The organism is Flagellimonas lutaonensis (genome assembly GCF_000963865.1).
GTDB lineage: Bacteria > Bacteroidota > Bacteroidia > Flavobacteriales > Flavobacteriaceae > Flagellimonas_A > Flagellimonas_A lutaonensis.
Genome location: NZ_CP011071.1, coordinates 1603523 through 1620464 on the forward strand (window position 1 = coordinate 1603523; position 16942 = coordinate 1620464).

Sequence of the window (16942 nt, forward strand, 5' to 3'; positions counted from 1 at the left end):
ATTAGTTGTTCGTTAATTCTTTTGCAATCATTTCCGCTTGTTTTAAAACTGTTTCTGTCGCCAATTTTTGCATGTCAGGTGGATAGCCATATTGTCTCAATGTACGTTTGATAATAACTTTCAATTTTGCTCGAACACTCTCCTTGATTGTCCAATCAATGGAGGCATTTTTTCGCACCCTCTCTGTCAATATAACAGCCAATTCCCGCAATTTATCTTGCTGCATTAGTTCTTTGGCACTTTCATTGTTGGCAACCGCTCTATAAAATGCATACTCAAAATCGGAAAGACCCATTTTTTTTGGACCTTCCTTTACATTGACCACTTCCTTGCTCAAATTGATCAGTTCTTCCATCACTTCGGCAGCAGTCAAAATCTTGTTGTGATATTTTCGAATGGAATTCTCCAGCATGTCTTTTAGTGATTTTCCCTCCACTAAATTTCTTTTGGAGACGGCTTTTATCTCATCATTGAGCAATTTTTTCAATACTTCCAGAGCGACATTTTTGTGTTTCATTCCCTTCAGTTCCAATAAAAATTCTTCGGAAAGGATGGAAATGTCCGGTTTTTTGATGCCCGCAGCATCAAAGACATCAATTACTTGTTCAGAAACCAATGCTTGGTCTATGACCTGACGAATGGTCGTTTCAATTTCTTCATCGGTTCTGCCTGAACCTGTACTGTCAAACTTGGCCAATCGTGCTTTAACGGCTTGAAAAAATGAAACTTCATCTTTCACGTCCATGGCTTGCTCGTGCGGAACGGCAATGGCAAAGGCTTTTGATAAAGCCGTTACTTCATTGATGTATCGTTTCTTTCCGTCCTCCAGTCCGAGAATATGTTCTTCGGCTGCTAGAATCATGGAAAGTTTTTTGCTTGTATCCGCCTCAAAATAATCTTCGTAAGGGAAACCATTAAACATTTGAGCCACAACCTCCAGTTTTTCCAGCATCAATTCCACGGCTTGTTCCTGCGCAATGGTTGGGTCACCTTTACCTCCTGCATCTGAATAAAACGATAGTGCTTTTTTCAAATCGGAAGCAATACCCAAATAATCGACTACCAAACCACCCGGCTTGTCTTTGTACACTCGGTTTACCCTTGCAATGGCTTGCATCAGATTATGGCCTTTCATCGGTTTGTCGATGTAAAGCGTATGCATACTTGGTGCATCAAATCCAGTTAGCCACATATCCCGAACAATCACCAGTTTCAATTCATCGTCCGGGTCTTTCATGCGGTCGGCAAGGATTCTTCTCTGCTGCTTGGTAGTGTGATGCTTAGCGATTTTTGGTCCATCCGAAGAGGATGAAGTCATCACCACTTTAATTACGCCTTTGTCCAAATCGTCTGAATGCCATTCGGGTTTTAGTTTGATGATTTCCTCATACAGGTCAGCAGCAATCCTTCTGGACATGGCCACAATCATCCCTTTGCCTTCAAAAACTTCTTGGCGTTGACCAAAATGCTGAATGATGTCGTTGGCTACATTCTTGATTCGGTTTTCACTGCCGATTAAGGCTTCCAACTGTGTCCATTTGGCTTTGGCTTTTTGGGTTTCGGTGAGTTCTTCTCCGTCCAACTCATCATCCAGTTCCTCAACCAGCTTTTTGCCTTCTTCGCTCAGGTTCACTTTTGCTAATCGACTTTCGTAGTATATGCGAACGGTTGCCCCATCTTCTACCGCTTGGGCAATGTCATACACATCAATGTAGTTTCCGAAAACGGCAGGTGTGTTTACATCGGTGCTTTCAATAGGCGTTCCTGTAAAACCAATATAGGTGGCGTTGGGCAAAGCATCACGCATGTACTTTGCAAAGCCATACACGGTTTTCTTACCAATCACATTGCCATGTTCGTCTTTGTCATCTACTGTTTTGGCTTTGAAACCGTATTGGGTTCGGTGGGCTTCATCGGCAATCACCACAATATTTTCTCGTTCAGAAAGCGTTTCATACACATTGCCTTCTTCGGGCGAGAATTTTTGAATGGTAGTAAAAATCACACCACCAGAAGCCACTTTCAGTTTTTCTTTGAGGTCTTGCCGGCTTTCGACTTGTTTCGGCTCCTGGCGCAAGAGTTGGGTAGAAGCCGCAAAAGTGTCAAAGAGTTGGTCGTCCAAATCGTTGCGGTCGGTGATGACCACAACAGTGGGATTGTCCAAAGCCAATACGATTTTACCCGTGAAGAACACCATGGAAAGTGATTTGCCGCTTCCTTGGGTATGCCAAACCACACCACCTTTTCGGTCGCCTTTGGGCTGTGATTTTACACCTGCCACACCATAGCTTTCTGGCGATTCCATCACCATACTGGTTGGTGTCTCTTTTTCTACCGTATAACCTGTGGCTCGCATAGCAGATTCCACCGCTCGGTTAACGGCATAATATTGATGGTAGGCGGCTAATTTTTTAATTGTCTGAACCTTGATTTGCCCGATTTCTTGATTACCGTGATTCTCCTGCCTACTGCTTTTCTCAAAAACAATAAAGTGTCGCACCAAATCCAGCAAGGTTGCTTTATTGAGCATGCCTTTTATCAAGGTATCAAGCTCAGGTACCAGGCCCGATGCTTCAGTTTTTCCATCAGAAGTTTTCCATTTCATGAATCGGCTGTAACCGGCCGATATGGTGCCTGCTCTGGCTTCCAATCCGTCAGAAATAATCGTAAACGCATTGTAAGTAAACAGACTTGGAATGACTGCTTTGTAGGTTTCTATCTGACGAAAAGCGGATTTGATGGTAGCGTTTTCATCCGCTGCATTTTTAAGTTCGATAACCACTAAGGGAATACCATTGACAAAGAGAATAACATCAGGGCGTTTGTTGACGCCATCTTCTACCACCGTAAACTGATTGGCAACTATAAAGTCGTTGTTTTCGGGTGTGTTGAAGTCGATCAGCCATACCAGATCACCTCTTTGCTGTCCGTCTTTTTGATAACTGACCTTGATGCCTTCGGTCAAAAAGCGATGAAAGGTTTCATTGTTGGTCAATAACTCGGGCGAGTGGATACGCTGAATCTCTTTGATGGCTTCTTCCTGCGCAGCAGGCGGCACGGTGGGATTGATTCTTCGCACGGCCTCTGTCAGGCGTTGGGTGAGCAAGACCTCTTCGAAGGAAGTGCGCCTTTCGACTCCGCTCAAGGCGCTATCCTCTGCATCGGGGGCAATGCTTGGGCCGTAAATGTATTCATAGCCCAAATGCTCCAACAATTTGATGGCAAAATCTTCTATGCTGTTTTCGGTGATACGGGTCATGTGGTATAAAATTTATCCTCGGACCATTTCGATGGATTGTTAATAATGTATTCGGATATGGTTTGATAGGATTTTGCATTGCGGATAATATGGTCATGATACCGCGATTGCCAGGCGAAATCGGGATCGATTTGCCGGGAATTTTTGGTTACACCAATTTTATAACCCCGGATAATGGATGCCAAATTTTTGGTTTGGGGGCCGAATTGATTTTTTGGGGGTGTTTGGTTTTGTAGAGACGCAATATTTTGCGTCTCTACATTGCGTGCAACATAATGGTCGTCATTACGCCCGTCATCAATTTTATTGATTATAATAATACCATGCACATGATTGGGCATAATGATGTGCGCCCCCAATTCCACAAACGTAAAATGATTTGGGATTTCATGCCAACAGGAATGGGCGATGTGCCCGATATCCGATAATTCCATCACCCCATTAGATATTTCCCCAAACCAACATTCCCGATTTTGGGTACAAATGGTTACAAAATAGGCCGCATTCCACCCATAATCCCAAAACGGGGCACGGGCAGATGCAATGCGGTATTTATTTTTGTATTTATCCATGGGTTGTTTTAATATCCTGTGGAGACGGCATGTCCTGTGGAGACGCAAAATCTTGCGTCTCTCCATTATCGATATCCACCCGCACCTCCCCGCTCATCAACTTCGGTAGCAGCGTGTCCCGCAGGGCGGTGAGGGTACGGATTTGGGTTTTGTTCTTCATTATTTTAAACAGAATAGGATTTACTACTTCACAATAGTTATTGATTAACATGTCATCTGGAAATCGCTCAGTCTGAGCAAGAGTCTCTACAGGGCTAAGGTTAAGTTGAGCACTTCCCTTGGATAAGTATGTCAATCGTTCAATCATTTCTCTTTGCCTGAAGTAGAAGTAGGCAAATGGCTTCCACTCCTTATTAATGGGTTCAATTTTCGCAACTCTTTGGTTTAGTAAGCAATTTTCTTCATCTACAAGACAAACTCTGCCAACATTACCAGTAAGTGACATTAGAATATCACCTATTGTCAAAATTTGGTAAGGTTTAATCTTTTCGGGCAGGGTGTCTAAGCGAGCTGCAGAATTAGAATCTAAGTAACCATCCTGCACTCCTTTAATCGTAATGACCTTGTATTTACCTACATCTATGTAATCCTTTGACTTAAATGCAAATCCTCCTAGTAAGTGAAAATATTCAGACAGCGATTTTTCCTCCCACCCCTCATCGGCCTCCTCCACACCGTGCCTGCCGGCAGGCAGGAACCACTGCCGAAAGAGTGTCTCCGCCATTTGCTCCAGGGTTTGGTTTTGGCGGTGGAGGAGGTCTATTTTGTCGTCTAAGCTGGAAAGGACGGAGGCGATGGCGCGTTGTTCTTCAGGTTCTGGAATAGTCATTGGTATTCCTAGAATATCTCCCTTTGATATATTGGCTTGATTAGCACTTCCTGAAGATTGATTGGCTAAATAGTTTCGATTATCCTCATCTTTAAAGTAGTAGTAGAAAAAATCAAGGCAATTATCATCTTTAGTTACTAACTTTCCTACACGTTGATTTAGTAAAGCCTTTTCTGCCAATTTATAGCGAGAAACATCACCTACCACTTGTGTCATTGCATGTGGATGATTTCCAGTCATTGCAATAAGAATATCTCCCTTTTCTAAAGTGTATTTTTCTAGCTTTTCAGAAACTTGATGATAAACGACACCTTCAAAGTTGACGTCACCATTTGCTACATTCTTGATTTTAATAACAGGCAAATCATCCTCATCTGGAACTTCCTTGAAGTCCTTAGACTTAAAAGCATATCCACTTATCAAGTCCAAAACTTCACCTGATATAACTTCCTTCCACTCACTCATCATTTTTCATTTTTTGGAGGTTAATTGTCTGGATCACGGATTTTCTCTGATTGCCCAGATGACACGGATTTTCTTGATTGCTCATAGTACCAATCTTTTAAAAGTTAATGACTTGCTCCCAAAGTTGATAAGAAGTCCAACTTCTAATTTGTACGCTTTCAAATAATTCAATACCTGAGCGAGGTGGACATCTTCTAGCTGGATAATCGCTTTTAGCTCGACTAAAACCTTGCTTTCTACCACAAAATCGGCTCTGCGAGTCCCAATAGGTTCAGGTAAGTCTTTGTAGTAAATCTCTTGTTCTATTTCTCGGGCAAATTCCAAATTCCGTTGCTGCATTTCCCAAGCCAATGCCCGCTGATAAATCACTTCCTGAAAACCATTCCCCAAAAATGAGTGCACATCAAAAGCCGCCCCAATAATTTTTTCCGTTATGTCTTTGTATTTTAATTCACCCATAATCTGTGCTATCCTTTAATCCTTCTAATCCGTGATTCTGACTTTTTGCAGGTTTTCCTTTATCCGCTCATTCAACTCTGCTTCTTCCTTGAGTTGTGCTTCAAACTCGGTTTTCAGTTTGGTAAAGCGTTCGGCAAAGTCAAAGTCATCTTCTTCTTCGGGCAAGCCCACATAGCGGCCGGGGGTGAGTACATAGTCCAATTCGGCTACTCGTTCTTTGGGCACGGAGGCGTAGAAGCCTTTTACATCTTCATAGTTGCTATCGGTGTTTCGCCAGTTGTGGTAAGTGTCTGAAATGGTCTTAATGTCTTCCTTTGAAAGCTCTCGGGTTCTGCGATTAATCAAATGCCCCAAGTTGCGGGCATCAATAAAAAGAATTTCACCTGTGCGGTTTCGGAACTTTCCATTGCTTCGGTTACGGCTCATAAACCACAACGAAGCTGGAATTTGGGTATTCAGAAACAACTTGGCAGGCAGGTTTACAATGCAGTCAATCAAATCGGCTTCTACCAGTGCTTTTCGGATTTCGCCTTCACCGCCACTTTTGGAAGTCAAAGCTCCTTTGGCCAGCACAAAACCTGCTTGTCCGCTGGGGGCCAGGTGGTAGAGGAAGTGTTGTATCCAAGCGTAGTTGGCATTTCCTGCAGGTGGTGTGCCGTATTTCCATCGGCCATCGTTTCGAAGCAGTTCACCGCTCCAGTCGCTCACATTGAAGGGAGGGTTGGCAATGATGTAATCGGCTTTGAGGTCGGGGTGGGCATCATTCAAAAACGAGCCTTCGTTGTTCCATTTCACCTGTGAGCTGTCAATGCCTCTAATGGCCAGGTTCATTTTTGCCAGTCGCCAGGTGGTCTGGTTGCTCTCCTGTCCGTAAATGGAGATGTCGTTGATCTTTCCCCGGTGTTCCAGTACAAACTTTTCAGACTGTACGAACATTCCACCAGAACCACAGCACGGGTCAAATACTCGGCCTTTGTAGGGTTCGAGCATTTCAACCAAGAGTTCAACTACGCTGCGGGGCGTGTAGAATTGTCCGCCTTTTTTGCCTTCTGCCAGAGAAAATTCACCCAGGAAATATTCAAACACATGACCGAGAATATCCGCACTTCGGGCTTTGGCATCCCCCAGGGCAATGTTGCTGATGAGGTCAATCAATTCGCCTAAGCTGGTCGGGTCAAGGTTTTGCCGGGCATACACTTTGGGCAAAACACCTTTCAGCGAAACGTTTTCCTTTTCAATGAAGTCCATGGCTTCATCTACCGATTTACCGATGGTAGGTTGTTTGGCTTGCGAGAGCAGGTAGGACCAACGGGCTTTTTCGGGCACGAAGAACACATTCTCGGCTTTGTATTCGTCTTTGTCCTCTGGATCTGCCCCTGCATACTCGCCTTCACCGGCTTGTAGTTTTTCGTAGAGCTCCTCAAACGCATCGGAGATGTACTTTAGGAAGATGAGCCCGAGTACTACATGCTTGTACTCAGCAGCATCAATGTTTTTTCTCAGCTTATCGGCTGCTTTCCAAAGTTGTTTTTCCAATGGTTCTTCGGTGATTGTTTTGTTCTTCGCCATTTTTGAATTAAAAATGATGGGGAATAGTTAATGTTTGCACCAAAATAACAATCCTTTTTATAAGATAAATAGTACAAAAAGAAAATTTTTCGTTTTAGTCAATGTGGGCCAATCGGTATTGGCAATGAGATTTCTCACATTCACTGCGTGAGGTTCGAAATGACGTTTGGTGATTTTGGTCAAGTGCTTTGTTGTTGTCCACATCGTCAGTTCGAGTGATTTTACGGAGTAAAATCGTACCTGCCTGCCGGCAGGCAGCTCGAGAACCTTCGGGGTGGGGGGCGGGGGGCGCTTCTCGATACATCCCGAAACAGGTTCGGAACACTCGAAGTGACATAGAGGTTTTTTCCTTACTTTTAAGATTGACTAATTCAAAAGAACACCTTTCAATGAGAACACTGCTTTCCAAAGCCGGGCTGTTGCTGCTCGCCTTGACTTTTTTTACGGTTACTTCAGAAGCGCAACGACGCAAAAAAACAAGCCAGACATCGTCTGCCATTCCACAAGAACTGTACTCGAGCCTTGAGTACCGGTTGGTCGGGCCCTTTCGGGGTGGCCGTTCAGCGGCCGTTACGGGGGTGCCGGGCGAGCCCAATCTCTTCTATTTTGGGGCCACGGGCGGTGGCGTATGGAAGACCACTGATGGCGGCCGTACCTGGGCCAATATCTCCGATGGATATTTTGGTGGCAGTATCGGAGCCGTTGAGGTGGCCAAAAGCGACCCCAATGTCATCTATGTGGGCGGGGGCGAAAAGACCGTTCGTGGCAACGTGTCCAGCGGGTACGGCATTTGGAAGACCGTCGATGCAGGCAAGACCTGGCAATCTGCCGGACTTGAAAAGAGCCGCCATGTACCGCGCCTACGCGTGCACCCCACCGATTACAACACGGTCTATGCAGCCGTGATGGGCAACATCTACAAACCCACTAAAGAGCGGGGCGTCTACAAGACCACCGATGGGGGCCAAACATGGGAGCAAATTCTCTTTGTGAACGATATGGCAGGGGCGGTCGACCTGACCTTTGACCCGAACAATCCCCGTATTCTCTATGCAAGTACTTGGAGGGTGCAGCGAACGCCCTACAGCCTCAGCAGTGGGGGCGAGGGTTCGGCCCTTTGGAAAAGCACCGATAGTGGCGAAACATGGACGGAAATATCCAAAAACGAGGGTTTCCCTGAAGGTACCCTTGGCATTATCGGAGTGACTGTATCGCCGGTGAATTCCGACCGCGTGTGGGCCATTGTTGAACATAAGGAAAAAGGCGGACTCTACCGCTCAGAGGATGGCGGCAAAAAATGGACACAGGTCAACGATGAGCGCAAATTACGGCAACGGGCCTGGTACTACACCCGTGTCTATGCCGATACGGAAGATGAGGATATCGTGTACGTGCTCAACGTGCGCTACCACAAAAGTACCGATGGGGGCAAGACCTTCAATACCTTCAATGCGCCCCATGGCGACCACCACGATTTGTGGATTGCCCCTGAGAACAGCCAACGCATGATCATTGGCGACGATGGCGGGGCACAGGTAAGCTATGATGGGGGCACCACCTGGAGCACCTACTACAACCAACCCACGGCACAGTTTTATCGGGTGACCACCGATAATGCCTTTCCATACCGTATCTATGCAGCACAACAAGATAATTCCACTGTGCGGATCAAGCACCGTAGCGATGGGGCCACCATCGATGAAGACGATTGGGAGCCCACCGCCGGGGGCGAGAGCGCCCATATTGCCATTGATCCGACCAACAATGATATTGTCTATGGTGGCAGCTATGGGGGCTTTTTGACCCGGGTGAACCACGACCGCAATACGGTTCGAGGTATCAATGTCTGGCCCGACAATCCTATGGGGTACGGGGCCGAAGGTATGAAATACCGCTTTCAGTGGAACTTCCCCATTATTTTTAGCAAGCACGACCCCAAAAAGCTCTACACCTTTAGCAACCATGTGCACCTTAGCACCAACGAGGGGCAGAGTTGGGAATTACTGAGTGGCGACCTGACCCGCAACGATCCCGATAAACTGGTCAGCAGTGGCGGTCCTATTACCCAAGACAACACGGGTGTGGAATACTACTGCACCATTTTTGCGGCCAACGAGAGTCCGTTGAAAGAGGGCCTGCTTTGGGTAGGCAGTGACGATGGGCTGATCCATGTCACCAAAGACGGCGGCCAGACCTGGGAAAATGTTACCCCCACCGGAATGCCCGAGTGGATGATGATCAACAGCATTGAACCCTCGGCCTTTGACGAGGGTACCTGCTACGTGGCGGGCACCCGCTACAAACTGGGCGATTTTGCACCCTATCTCTATAAAACCACCGACTACGGCCAAACATGGGCAAAGATCACCAACGGCATCGAAGACGAGCATTTTACAAGGGTATTGCGTGAGGACCCCAAACGCAAGGGATTGCTCTATGCAGGTACCGAAACGGGCATGTACATCTCTTTTGATGATGGAAGAAACTGGGAAAAGTTTCAACTGAACCTGCCCATCGTTCCCATTACCGATTTGGCGGTGAAAGACAATAATCTGGTAGTGGCCACCCAAGGGCGTAGCCTTTGGATCATTGACGACCTGACCGTGTTGCACCAATTGGAGACCTCCGACAGGGGTGCCAAGGCAAAGCTTTTTGCCCCTAAAGATTCGTACCGTACCAAGGGGAGGGCCTTGAAAGAACCCTCGAAAACCGCAGGGCAGAATCATCCGAACGGGGTCATCACCCATTTCTACCTAAAGGATTTTGATAAGGAAAAAGATAGTGTGGCGCTAACCTATTTCAATATGAAGGGTGATACCTTGGCCACTTACAGCACCTATTCAAAGGACAAAGACAAAAAACTGAAGGTAGTAAAAGGTGGCAACACCCATGTATGGGATACACGTGGCAAGGGGGCCGAACGCTTGAAGGGCATGATTCTCTGGTGGGCCAATTTGAACGGGGCCAAGGCCGTACCCGGTGAGTACCAGGTATCGTTGAACGTGAACGGTGAATCACAAACGGAACGCTTCAAGATTCTGCCCGATCCACGGGCCGAGGCAACAGTCGCCGATATGCAGAAGCAGTACGACTTTATCACCAGCATCAACGAAACGGTCGATAAGGCGCACCAGAGCATCAAAAAAATCAGAAAGATCAACGAGAAGCTCGATGCCTTTGTGAAACAGTACAAAGATCATGACAAGACGAAAGAATTGGTAGAAAAGGCCAAAAAAATGAAGGAAGATTTTGGTGAAATCGAGAAGGCATTGTACCAGACCAAGAACCGCAGTAACCAAGATCCCTTGAATTTTCCGATCCGGTTGACCAACAAGTTGGCACATTTGAACAGCTTGGTCGGGCTGGATGATTTTCCGCCCACCGATCAAGATGTGGCAGTCAAGAACGAACTCACCAACAAGATCAACGCAGAACTGGCAACGTTTGAAAAGTTGGTCGATGATGAGATGAAAGCTTTTAACAATGAGTTCAATGCATTGGGATTGAGTTATTTGTCGGTTGAAGATTAAAATGGTTTCCGGGTTTCAGGTTTATAGTTTTAACTTTGAACCAGAAACCTTAAACCCGAGACCATGTACCCTTATATAAAAGCCCTGCACCTGATTTTCGTGGTCACATGGTTTGCAGGGCTTTTCTATATTCCGAGGTTGTTCATCTACCATATCGAGGCCAGTGAAAAACCTTCCCCCGAAAGGGAAATCCTCACGAAACAACTGAAGCTGATGACCAAACGGCTGTGGTACATCATCACTTGGCCATCGGCGGTGCTCTGTACCCTTTTCGCGCTTTGGCTTTTGCACTTGATGCCCCAATGGCTCCAGCAGCCTTGGATGCAGGTAAAACTGGTATTTGTGGTGCTGCTGTTTGTATACCATTTTAAATGCCACCAAATGTTCAAGCAATTACAGCGAGATGAGGTAAAATATACGTCACATTTCATGCGTGTTTGGAACGAGTTGGCCACCTTGGTGCTCTTCGCCGTAACTTTTTTGGTCATCCTCAAAAATGCCTTCAACTGGATCTATGGTGTGATGGGAATAGTGGCGCTCGGCATTTTTTTGATGTTGGGCATACGGTTGTACAAGCGCATCCGAGATAAAAATCCGAACGCTTGAAAGCATCAAAATTCACATCGCAAATTTTAAAATCCAATATGTGGGATGGAATTTGGTGCTTGGAACTTGAAAATTTCAAGTCCTTGGCGTGATTATTGCTATTTTCGGGATAAACTTTTAATCTCTTGCTAAGAAAACGTTCACTGCGCACCCGAATTTTCATCACCATGATCTTATTGGTGGTGATCGCATCTGTATTGATAGCCGGGGTAACGATCTACCAGTACCGCGAACAGTCAAAAGACTACCACCAAAACCGTTTAGAGCGCAAGGAAGAACAAATTTTACAGAGCATCAACTACGTGTTGAAAGAGACCACCTATCCGGTGACCACCGAAAATCTTGGCCATATCTTCAGAACCGAGATATTCAAGATAGCCGATGTGCAGAACGTAAACTTCAACATCTATGACCTTGAGGGCAACCTGATCAAAAGCTCTAAACGGACCTTTGAGCTTGACTCCATCTCCAATTGCTTGGATGCCGAGGTGTTGAACAACCTGCGCGATAGCCCCGATAAGCGTTATGTGGAAGAAAAATCGACGGCTGGCGACAATTACCAGGCCTCGTACACCTACATACACGACCTTAAGTTCAAGCCCATAGGCATTATGAACCTGCCCTATTTTGAGGACAACTCGTTCAACAACATGGAGCTCCGCGAGTTTTTGATGCGCTTGGGCGGCGTATATGTGCTGATGTTGGTGGCGGCCATTCTACTGGCCTTTTTCATAACTACTTATATAACCCGCCCCCTGAAGACGATATCGGATAAATTGATGCAGACCGATTTGACCAAGCGCAATGAAAAGATATTGATCGAAGACCCCAGTGTGGAAATCTCGACCCTGATCCGTTCGTACAATGAAATGATCGATGAGCTTGAAAAAAGTGCCGCGAAGTTGGCCCGAAGCGAGCGTGAACAGGCATGGCGCGAGATGGCCAAGCAGGTGGCGCATGAAATCAAGAATCCGTTGACCCCCATGCGGTTGAGCGTACAGAGTTTTGAACGAAAATTCGACCCCAAAGACCCCAATGCGGAGGCCAAGGTGAAAGAATTTGCCAAAACCTTGGTGCAGCAGATCGATACCATGAGCAATATAGCCTCGGCCTTCTCAAACTTTGCCGATATGCCCGCCCAACAGAAAGAAACGCTGAACGTTATTGAGGTGGTCAAATTGGCATTGGATATTTTTAACGAACCCTACATCCATTTCATTGCCGATGAAGAAGAAATCGTGGCCAAACTGGATCGAACACAGCTGATTCGTGTGGTCACCAATTTGGTAAAGAATGCGATCCAGGCAGTGCCCGAGGTTGAAAACCCCAGAATTTTGGTGTCTGTGGCCTCTGAGGGCGATAAGGTCAAGATTTCGATTGCCGACAATGGGGTGGGCATTTCAGACGAGTTCAAAGACAAGGTGTTCGAGCCCAAGTTCACCACCAAGTCGAGCGGTATGGGCTTGGGCCTCGGTATGGTAAGGAACATTGTCGAGAACTATGGGGGCAGTATTGAATTTACCTCTCAGTTCGGTAAGGGTACGGTCTTCACGGTCAAGTTCCCCAAAGAGGTGTAATGTTAAGCGCTGATGGTTGATAATACGCTGACGTTTTTTTAGCTTTAAACCCTAAAACCTAAACCCAGATGGACTTCCAAAACATCTACATTGAAGAAGAAGGTTCTGTGGCGGTGATCACCATAGATCGGCCCAAAAAGCTCAACGCGTTGAACAAACAGACGATCAAAGAACTGCATACGGCCTTTAAAGAACTGGATAAAGACCAAGATATTCGTGCCATCATCGTTACCGGAAGCGGTGAAAAAGCTTTTGTGGCCGGGGCCGATATTGCCGAGTTTGCTTCTTTTTCGGTGAAAGAGGGCCGACAACTGGCCGCAAAGGGACAAGAATTGTTGTTCGATTTTGTTGAAAACCTTACGACCCCGGTGATAGCGGCGGTAAATGGTTTTGCCCTTGGGGGCGGACTCGAACTTGCCATGGCCTGTCACTTTAGGGTGGCCAGCTTCAACGCCAAGATGGGCCTGCCCGAGGTGTCACTGGGGCTGATTCCCGGGTATGGGGGGACACAGCGCCTACCTCAATTGGTAGGGCGGGGGCGCGCCATGGAAATGATCATGACCGCCACCATGATCTCGGCAGACAAGGCACTTGAATTTGGGTTGGTCAATTATGTGGTGCCGTTGGAAGAATTGTTGCCTCTTTGTCGAAAATTGGCAGATAAGATCACAAACAACTCTCCGTCGGCCATAAAACAGGCAATAAAAGCGGTAAATGCGGGTTATAGCTATGATACCGATGGTTATGATAAAGAGATAAGGGCTTTCGGTGAATGCTTCGGAACCGATGATTTCAAAGAGGGCACCACGGCCTTTCTTGAGAAGCGAAAAGCCCAGTTCAAAGGTTCGTGACCAAGGTGCGCCAAACCTGTGATTATGCGTTACAAACTAATATTGGTAGGCTTGTTCTTTGCAAGCCTTGGCATTGTTGCCCAAAAAATGCCCGTTACCTATGATTTCGGTGAAAAGCTGAATGATCGATATCGCTATTCAAACTTGGTCGTTATGGAAGATGACGGCTCGGGGGGCTATATCTTGGTCAGGGCCTACTACCAAGGGTTGATCTTGAAGCCGAAGGGCTACTTTATCGAACATTACAACAAAGACCTTGAGCTGGTCGCCGAACACAACTACAAACTACGGGGAAAGCAGTTCGTTGACGGCTTTTACAAGAACGGCCGTCTGAGCCTACTGTTCTTAGACTACGATTACGAACGGGAACAGTACCAATACTGGGTACATACCAGTCCCATTACGTATTTCGATTTTAAGCCCACCAAATTGCTTTCGATCCAATCGCCACCGGTAAATGGGGCTTTGGGCAAGAACTACTACAACAGAAATTTCAATAGTGGCTTTACCACGACCGTTTTGTTCAACAGTGACAAAACAGGGTTCGTTATCAGCACCCATCACAAAAAGGGTAAGCAAAACAAGCATACCATACACCTCTACGATACGGACCTGAACAAAAAGGCCACGTATGATTTTTCTTCCGAAATAGAAGAGAAGAACTATGCCTTTGAGAACATGGCCACGTCAAAAGACCTTGGCGAAATCTACCTTACGGGCAAGGCCTATTTCAAGAAAAGGCGTTTTAGGGTCGATGAACGCAAATTCCAGTACGAAATGGTGCGGTTGTCCAAAGGAGGTATCAAAACACAATCTTTTGACGACCCAGGCAAATATTCAGAAGCGCTGTACCCGATATTGCACAAGGGTAAATTATTCTGTGTAGGTTTTTATGCCGATAGAAAAGACAATCGGTACAATGGTATTTCATACTTTGAACTGGCCCCGTACTCCCTCGAGTTGGTAGCCAAAAAGTACAGTCCGTTCACCGAGCAGTTCATGCTCGACAAGTTTGGGCGCGAAGACGATAAAGAAATCAAGAACTTGGTGTTCAAGGGGGTCGATATTGCCGATGACAACCATATTCTCTTCAACGCAGAGGAATATTTTGTGACCCATAGCATGCACCCTACCGGTGCCGGCCAACGCATCAAGGTAGACCGTTACCACCATAACGATATTGTGAGTGTCAAATTGGATGCCGAAGGCAATATGGTTTGGGCACGAAACATCAATAAGGCCGAGGTGACCCAGGGCGATGGGGCCTACGCCTCCTACACTTCTTACAATAAGGGAGGCAAGACCTATTTCTTTATCTGTACCGCAGCCGACAATCCCCAACTGATCAATGGGGAACGCTTGATCTTTAAGCAGGGCCTGAGCGGCAACCGCAACGTTTTCTTGATTTCGTTGGATGAAAATGGAAAGATGGATTATGAGCGTATTATCGATGCCCAAGAAGCACGATTGCCCTTGATGGTATCAAAACCTTTGAAAGATCAGCGCGATGATGAAGTGGTTTTTTATGCAAAGCGGGGCAATAAAAAGCAGCTGGTCAAAGTTGCCTTTAAATAGAACCCCAAAAACATGCCCCATGAAAAAAGCACTTAAAAACCTATTTGCCTGTGCCATTGTGGTTTGCGCAAACGTTTCATGTAGTGATTCAGAAAATGATGCCGAAACCAACCCTGTATCGGGATCCTGGCGTGTGGAAGAGGTAAAGATCTCTGACGGGACACTTACCCAAAGGGCGCCCAATGATGAGGATATCATCATTACTTTTGAAGAAGGCGGTGCCTTTACCGGAAGCACATCTGCCAACACATTCGGAGGGCGGTATGAAATCGAGGGCACCACGCTTACCATGACCGAGTTCACCACTACCGAGGTAGCCGACACACCTTTTGCAGGTGTGTTCTTTGATGCGATTTCTGAGGCCATTGTACCCAATACCACCTATGCCCAATTTGGCTTCAGTTTTGAAAGCCAAGACTTGATTTTGATTTTTGGCAACTCGGGTGAAATAGTTTTGGAAAAACAATAAGAACTGCTTTTTTAACACTGTCAAAATACCTTAAATGGATTTATTCCATAAATTTGGAATAAATCCATTTTTTTGAAATCTAAGAAGGTTGTCAAGGGCAGGGGGGCACAGCAAAACGTGCCCAATCGTTTCTTACAGCATGTGTACGAGATGCGTGAAGATTTTCTCGAATTCTGCCGTATTGAAGGGGAAGTGGCCGACAACAACAAAACGCAGTACACTCCCATCTTTCCGAAGACCATTGTCAACAAAGTAACGAGCCCAGACGTGGGCATGATGTACAGCATGAACCCCTATCAGGGCTGCGAACATGGCTGCATCTACTGCTATGCCCGCAATGCGCACGAATATTGGGGGTACAGCGCCGGACTCGATTTTGAACGAAAGATTTTGGTCAAGAAAACGGCCCCCGAACTGCTAGAAAAGCTTCTCAAAAAGAAAAGTTGGAAAGCGGCCACCATTGTCATGTCGGGCAATACCGATTGCTACCAATCTGCTGAAAAGAAATTTGGGATAACCCGAAAATGTCTGGAGGTTTTTTTGAAATATCGGCATCCGGTGGGCATTATCACCAAAAACGCCCTTGTTTTGCGCGACCTCGATATTCTCAAGCAACTCAATGAACATTGCTTGGTAGGGGTCAATGTCTCCATTACCTCCCTTTCAGAAGAAACACGAAGATTGTTGGAACCACGAACCACCACCATCAAAAAACGGTTGGAGACCGTTCGCATACTTTCAGAAAACGGTATCCCCGTAAATGCGATGTTGGCCCCTATGATTCCGGGAATCAACAGCCATGAGATGTTGGAATTGGCCAAAACGGTATCGGAGCACGGGGCACGTTCGTTCGCTTTTACGGTGGTTCGATTGAACGGGGCCATTGGACAAATTTTTACAGACTGGATCAGAAAGGCGATGCCCGATCGTGCCGAAAAGGTATTGCACCTGATCCAAGATTGCCATGGCGGCAGCATCAACGATAGCCGCTTCGGCATACGCAGCAAAGGTGAGGGAAAGGTGGCCGAACAGATCCATGAAATGGCACGATTGGCCAAACAAAGGTATTTTCAAGACAAAATATTTCCGAAGTTGCGCACCGATCTGCACGAGCAGTACAAATCAAGGCAGATGAAGTTGTTTTAAAGAATCAAAAGTTCTTTTCTCTCCTTGACTTCGGA

Annotated in this window: 12 protein-coding genes; 7 read left to right on the forward strand and 5 right to left on the reverse strand. The window is 46.3% G+C overall.

What is annotated here, in order from left to right; all coding sequences use genetic code 11:
- Position 1: 1 nt before the first annotated feature.
- The 5 genes from VC82_RS07435 to VC82_RS07455 all read right to left on the reverse strand — a co-directional run bounded on the left by VC82_RS07435 (position 2) and on the right by VC82_RS07455 (position 7153).
- Positions 2-3259, reverse strand: a complete 3258-nt coding sequence (locus VC82_RS07435) for a type I restriction endonuclease subunit R (RefSeq protein WP_045801814.1) — start codon at positions 3257-3259, stop codon at positions 2-4.
- Positions 3256-3831: a transposase gene (locus tag VC82_RS07440; protein WP_045801815.1), complete on the reverse strand. Its 576-nt coding sequence runs from the start codon at positions 3829-3831 to the stop codon at positions 3256-3258. The genes VC82_RS07435 and VC82_RS07440 overlap by 4 nt, the downstream gene beginning before the upstream one ends.
- Positions 3824-5125, reverse strand: a complete 1302-nt coding sequence (locus tag VC82_RS07445) for a restriction endonuclease subunit S (protein ID WP_170218314.1) — start codon at positions 5123-5125, stop codon at positions 3824-3826. The genes VC82_RS07440 and VC82_RS07445 overlap by 8 nt, the downstream gene beginning before the upstream one ends.
- Positions 5126-5206: 81 nt before the next feature.
- A complete protein-coding gene (locus VC82_RS07450) occupies positions 5207-5584 on the reverse strand; it encodes a GxxExxY protein (RefSeq protein ID WP_045801816.1) in 378 nt (125 codons plus the stop codon).
- A gap of 24 nt (positions 5585-5608) precedes the next feature.
- Positions 5609-7153 (reverse strand): type I restriction-modification system subunit M, encoded by a 1545-nt coding sequence (locus VC82_RS07455; protein WP_045801817.1) that lies wholly within the window; start codon positions 7151-7153, stop codon positions 5609-5611.
- Positions 7154-7542: 389 nt separating this feature from the next.
- Here VC82_RS07455 and VC82_RS07460 point away from each other — a divergent pair, with 389 nt between their 5' ends.
- The 7 genes from VC82_RS07460 to VC82_RS07490 all read left to right on the forward strand — a co-directional run bounded on the left by VC82_RS07460 (position 7543) and on the right by VC82_RS07490 (position 16907).
- On the forward strand, positions 7543-10683 hold the full coding sequence (locus tag VC82_RS07460) for a VPS10 domain-containing protein (RefSeq protein WP_045801818.1): 3141 nt from the start codon (positions 7543-7545) through the stop codon (positions 10681-10683).
- Positions 10684-10746: 63 nt separating this feature from the next.
- A complete protein-coding gene (locus VC82_RS07465; protein ID WP_045801819.1) occupies positions 10747-11289 on the forward strand; it encodes a CopD family protein in 543 nt (180 codons plus the stop codon).
- A gap of 167 nt (positions 11290-11456) precedes the next feature.
- Positions 11457-12866, forward strand: coding sequence for a sensor histidine kinase (locus VC82_RS07470; RefSeq protein WP_045803320.1), 1410 nt, complete (start codon positions 11457-11459; stop codon positions 12864-12866).
- A gap of 68 nt (positions 12867-12934) precedes the next feature.
- Positions 12935-13717: an enoyl-CoA hydratase/isomerase family protein gene (locus VC82_RS07475; RefSeq protein ID WP_045801820.1), complete on the forward strand. Its 783-nt coding sequence runs from the start codon at positions 12935-12937 to the stop codon at positions 13715-13717.
- Positions 13718-13741: 24 nt separating this feature from the next.
- Positions 13742-15292, forward strand: coding sequence for a hypothetical protein (locus tag VC82_RS07480; RefSeq protein WP_045801821.1), 1551 nt, complete (start codon positions 13742-13744; stop codon positions 15290-15292).
- A 19-nt stretch (positions 15293-15311) separates the two neighbouring features.
- Positions 15312-15761, forward strand: a complete 450-nt coding sequence (locus VC82_RS07485; RefSeq protein ID WP_045801822.1) for an META domain-containing protein — start codon at positions 15312-15314, stop codon at positions 15759-15761.
- Positions 15762-15833: 72 nt separating this feature from the next.
- Entirely contained in the window at positions 15834-16907 is a 1074-nt protein-coding gene (locus tag VC82_RS07490; protein ID WP_045801823.1) for a PA0069 family radical SAM protein, read from the forward strand.
- Positions 16908-16942: the final 35 nt, after the last annotated feature.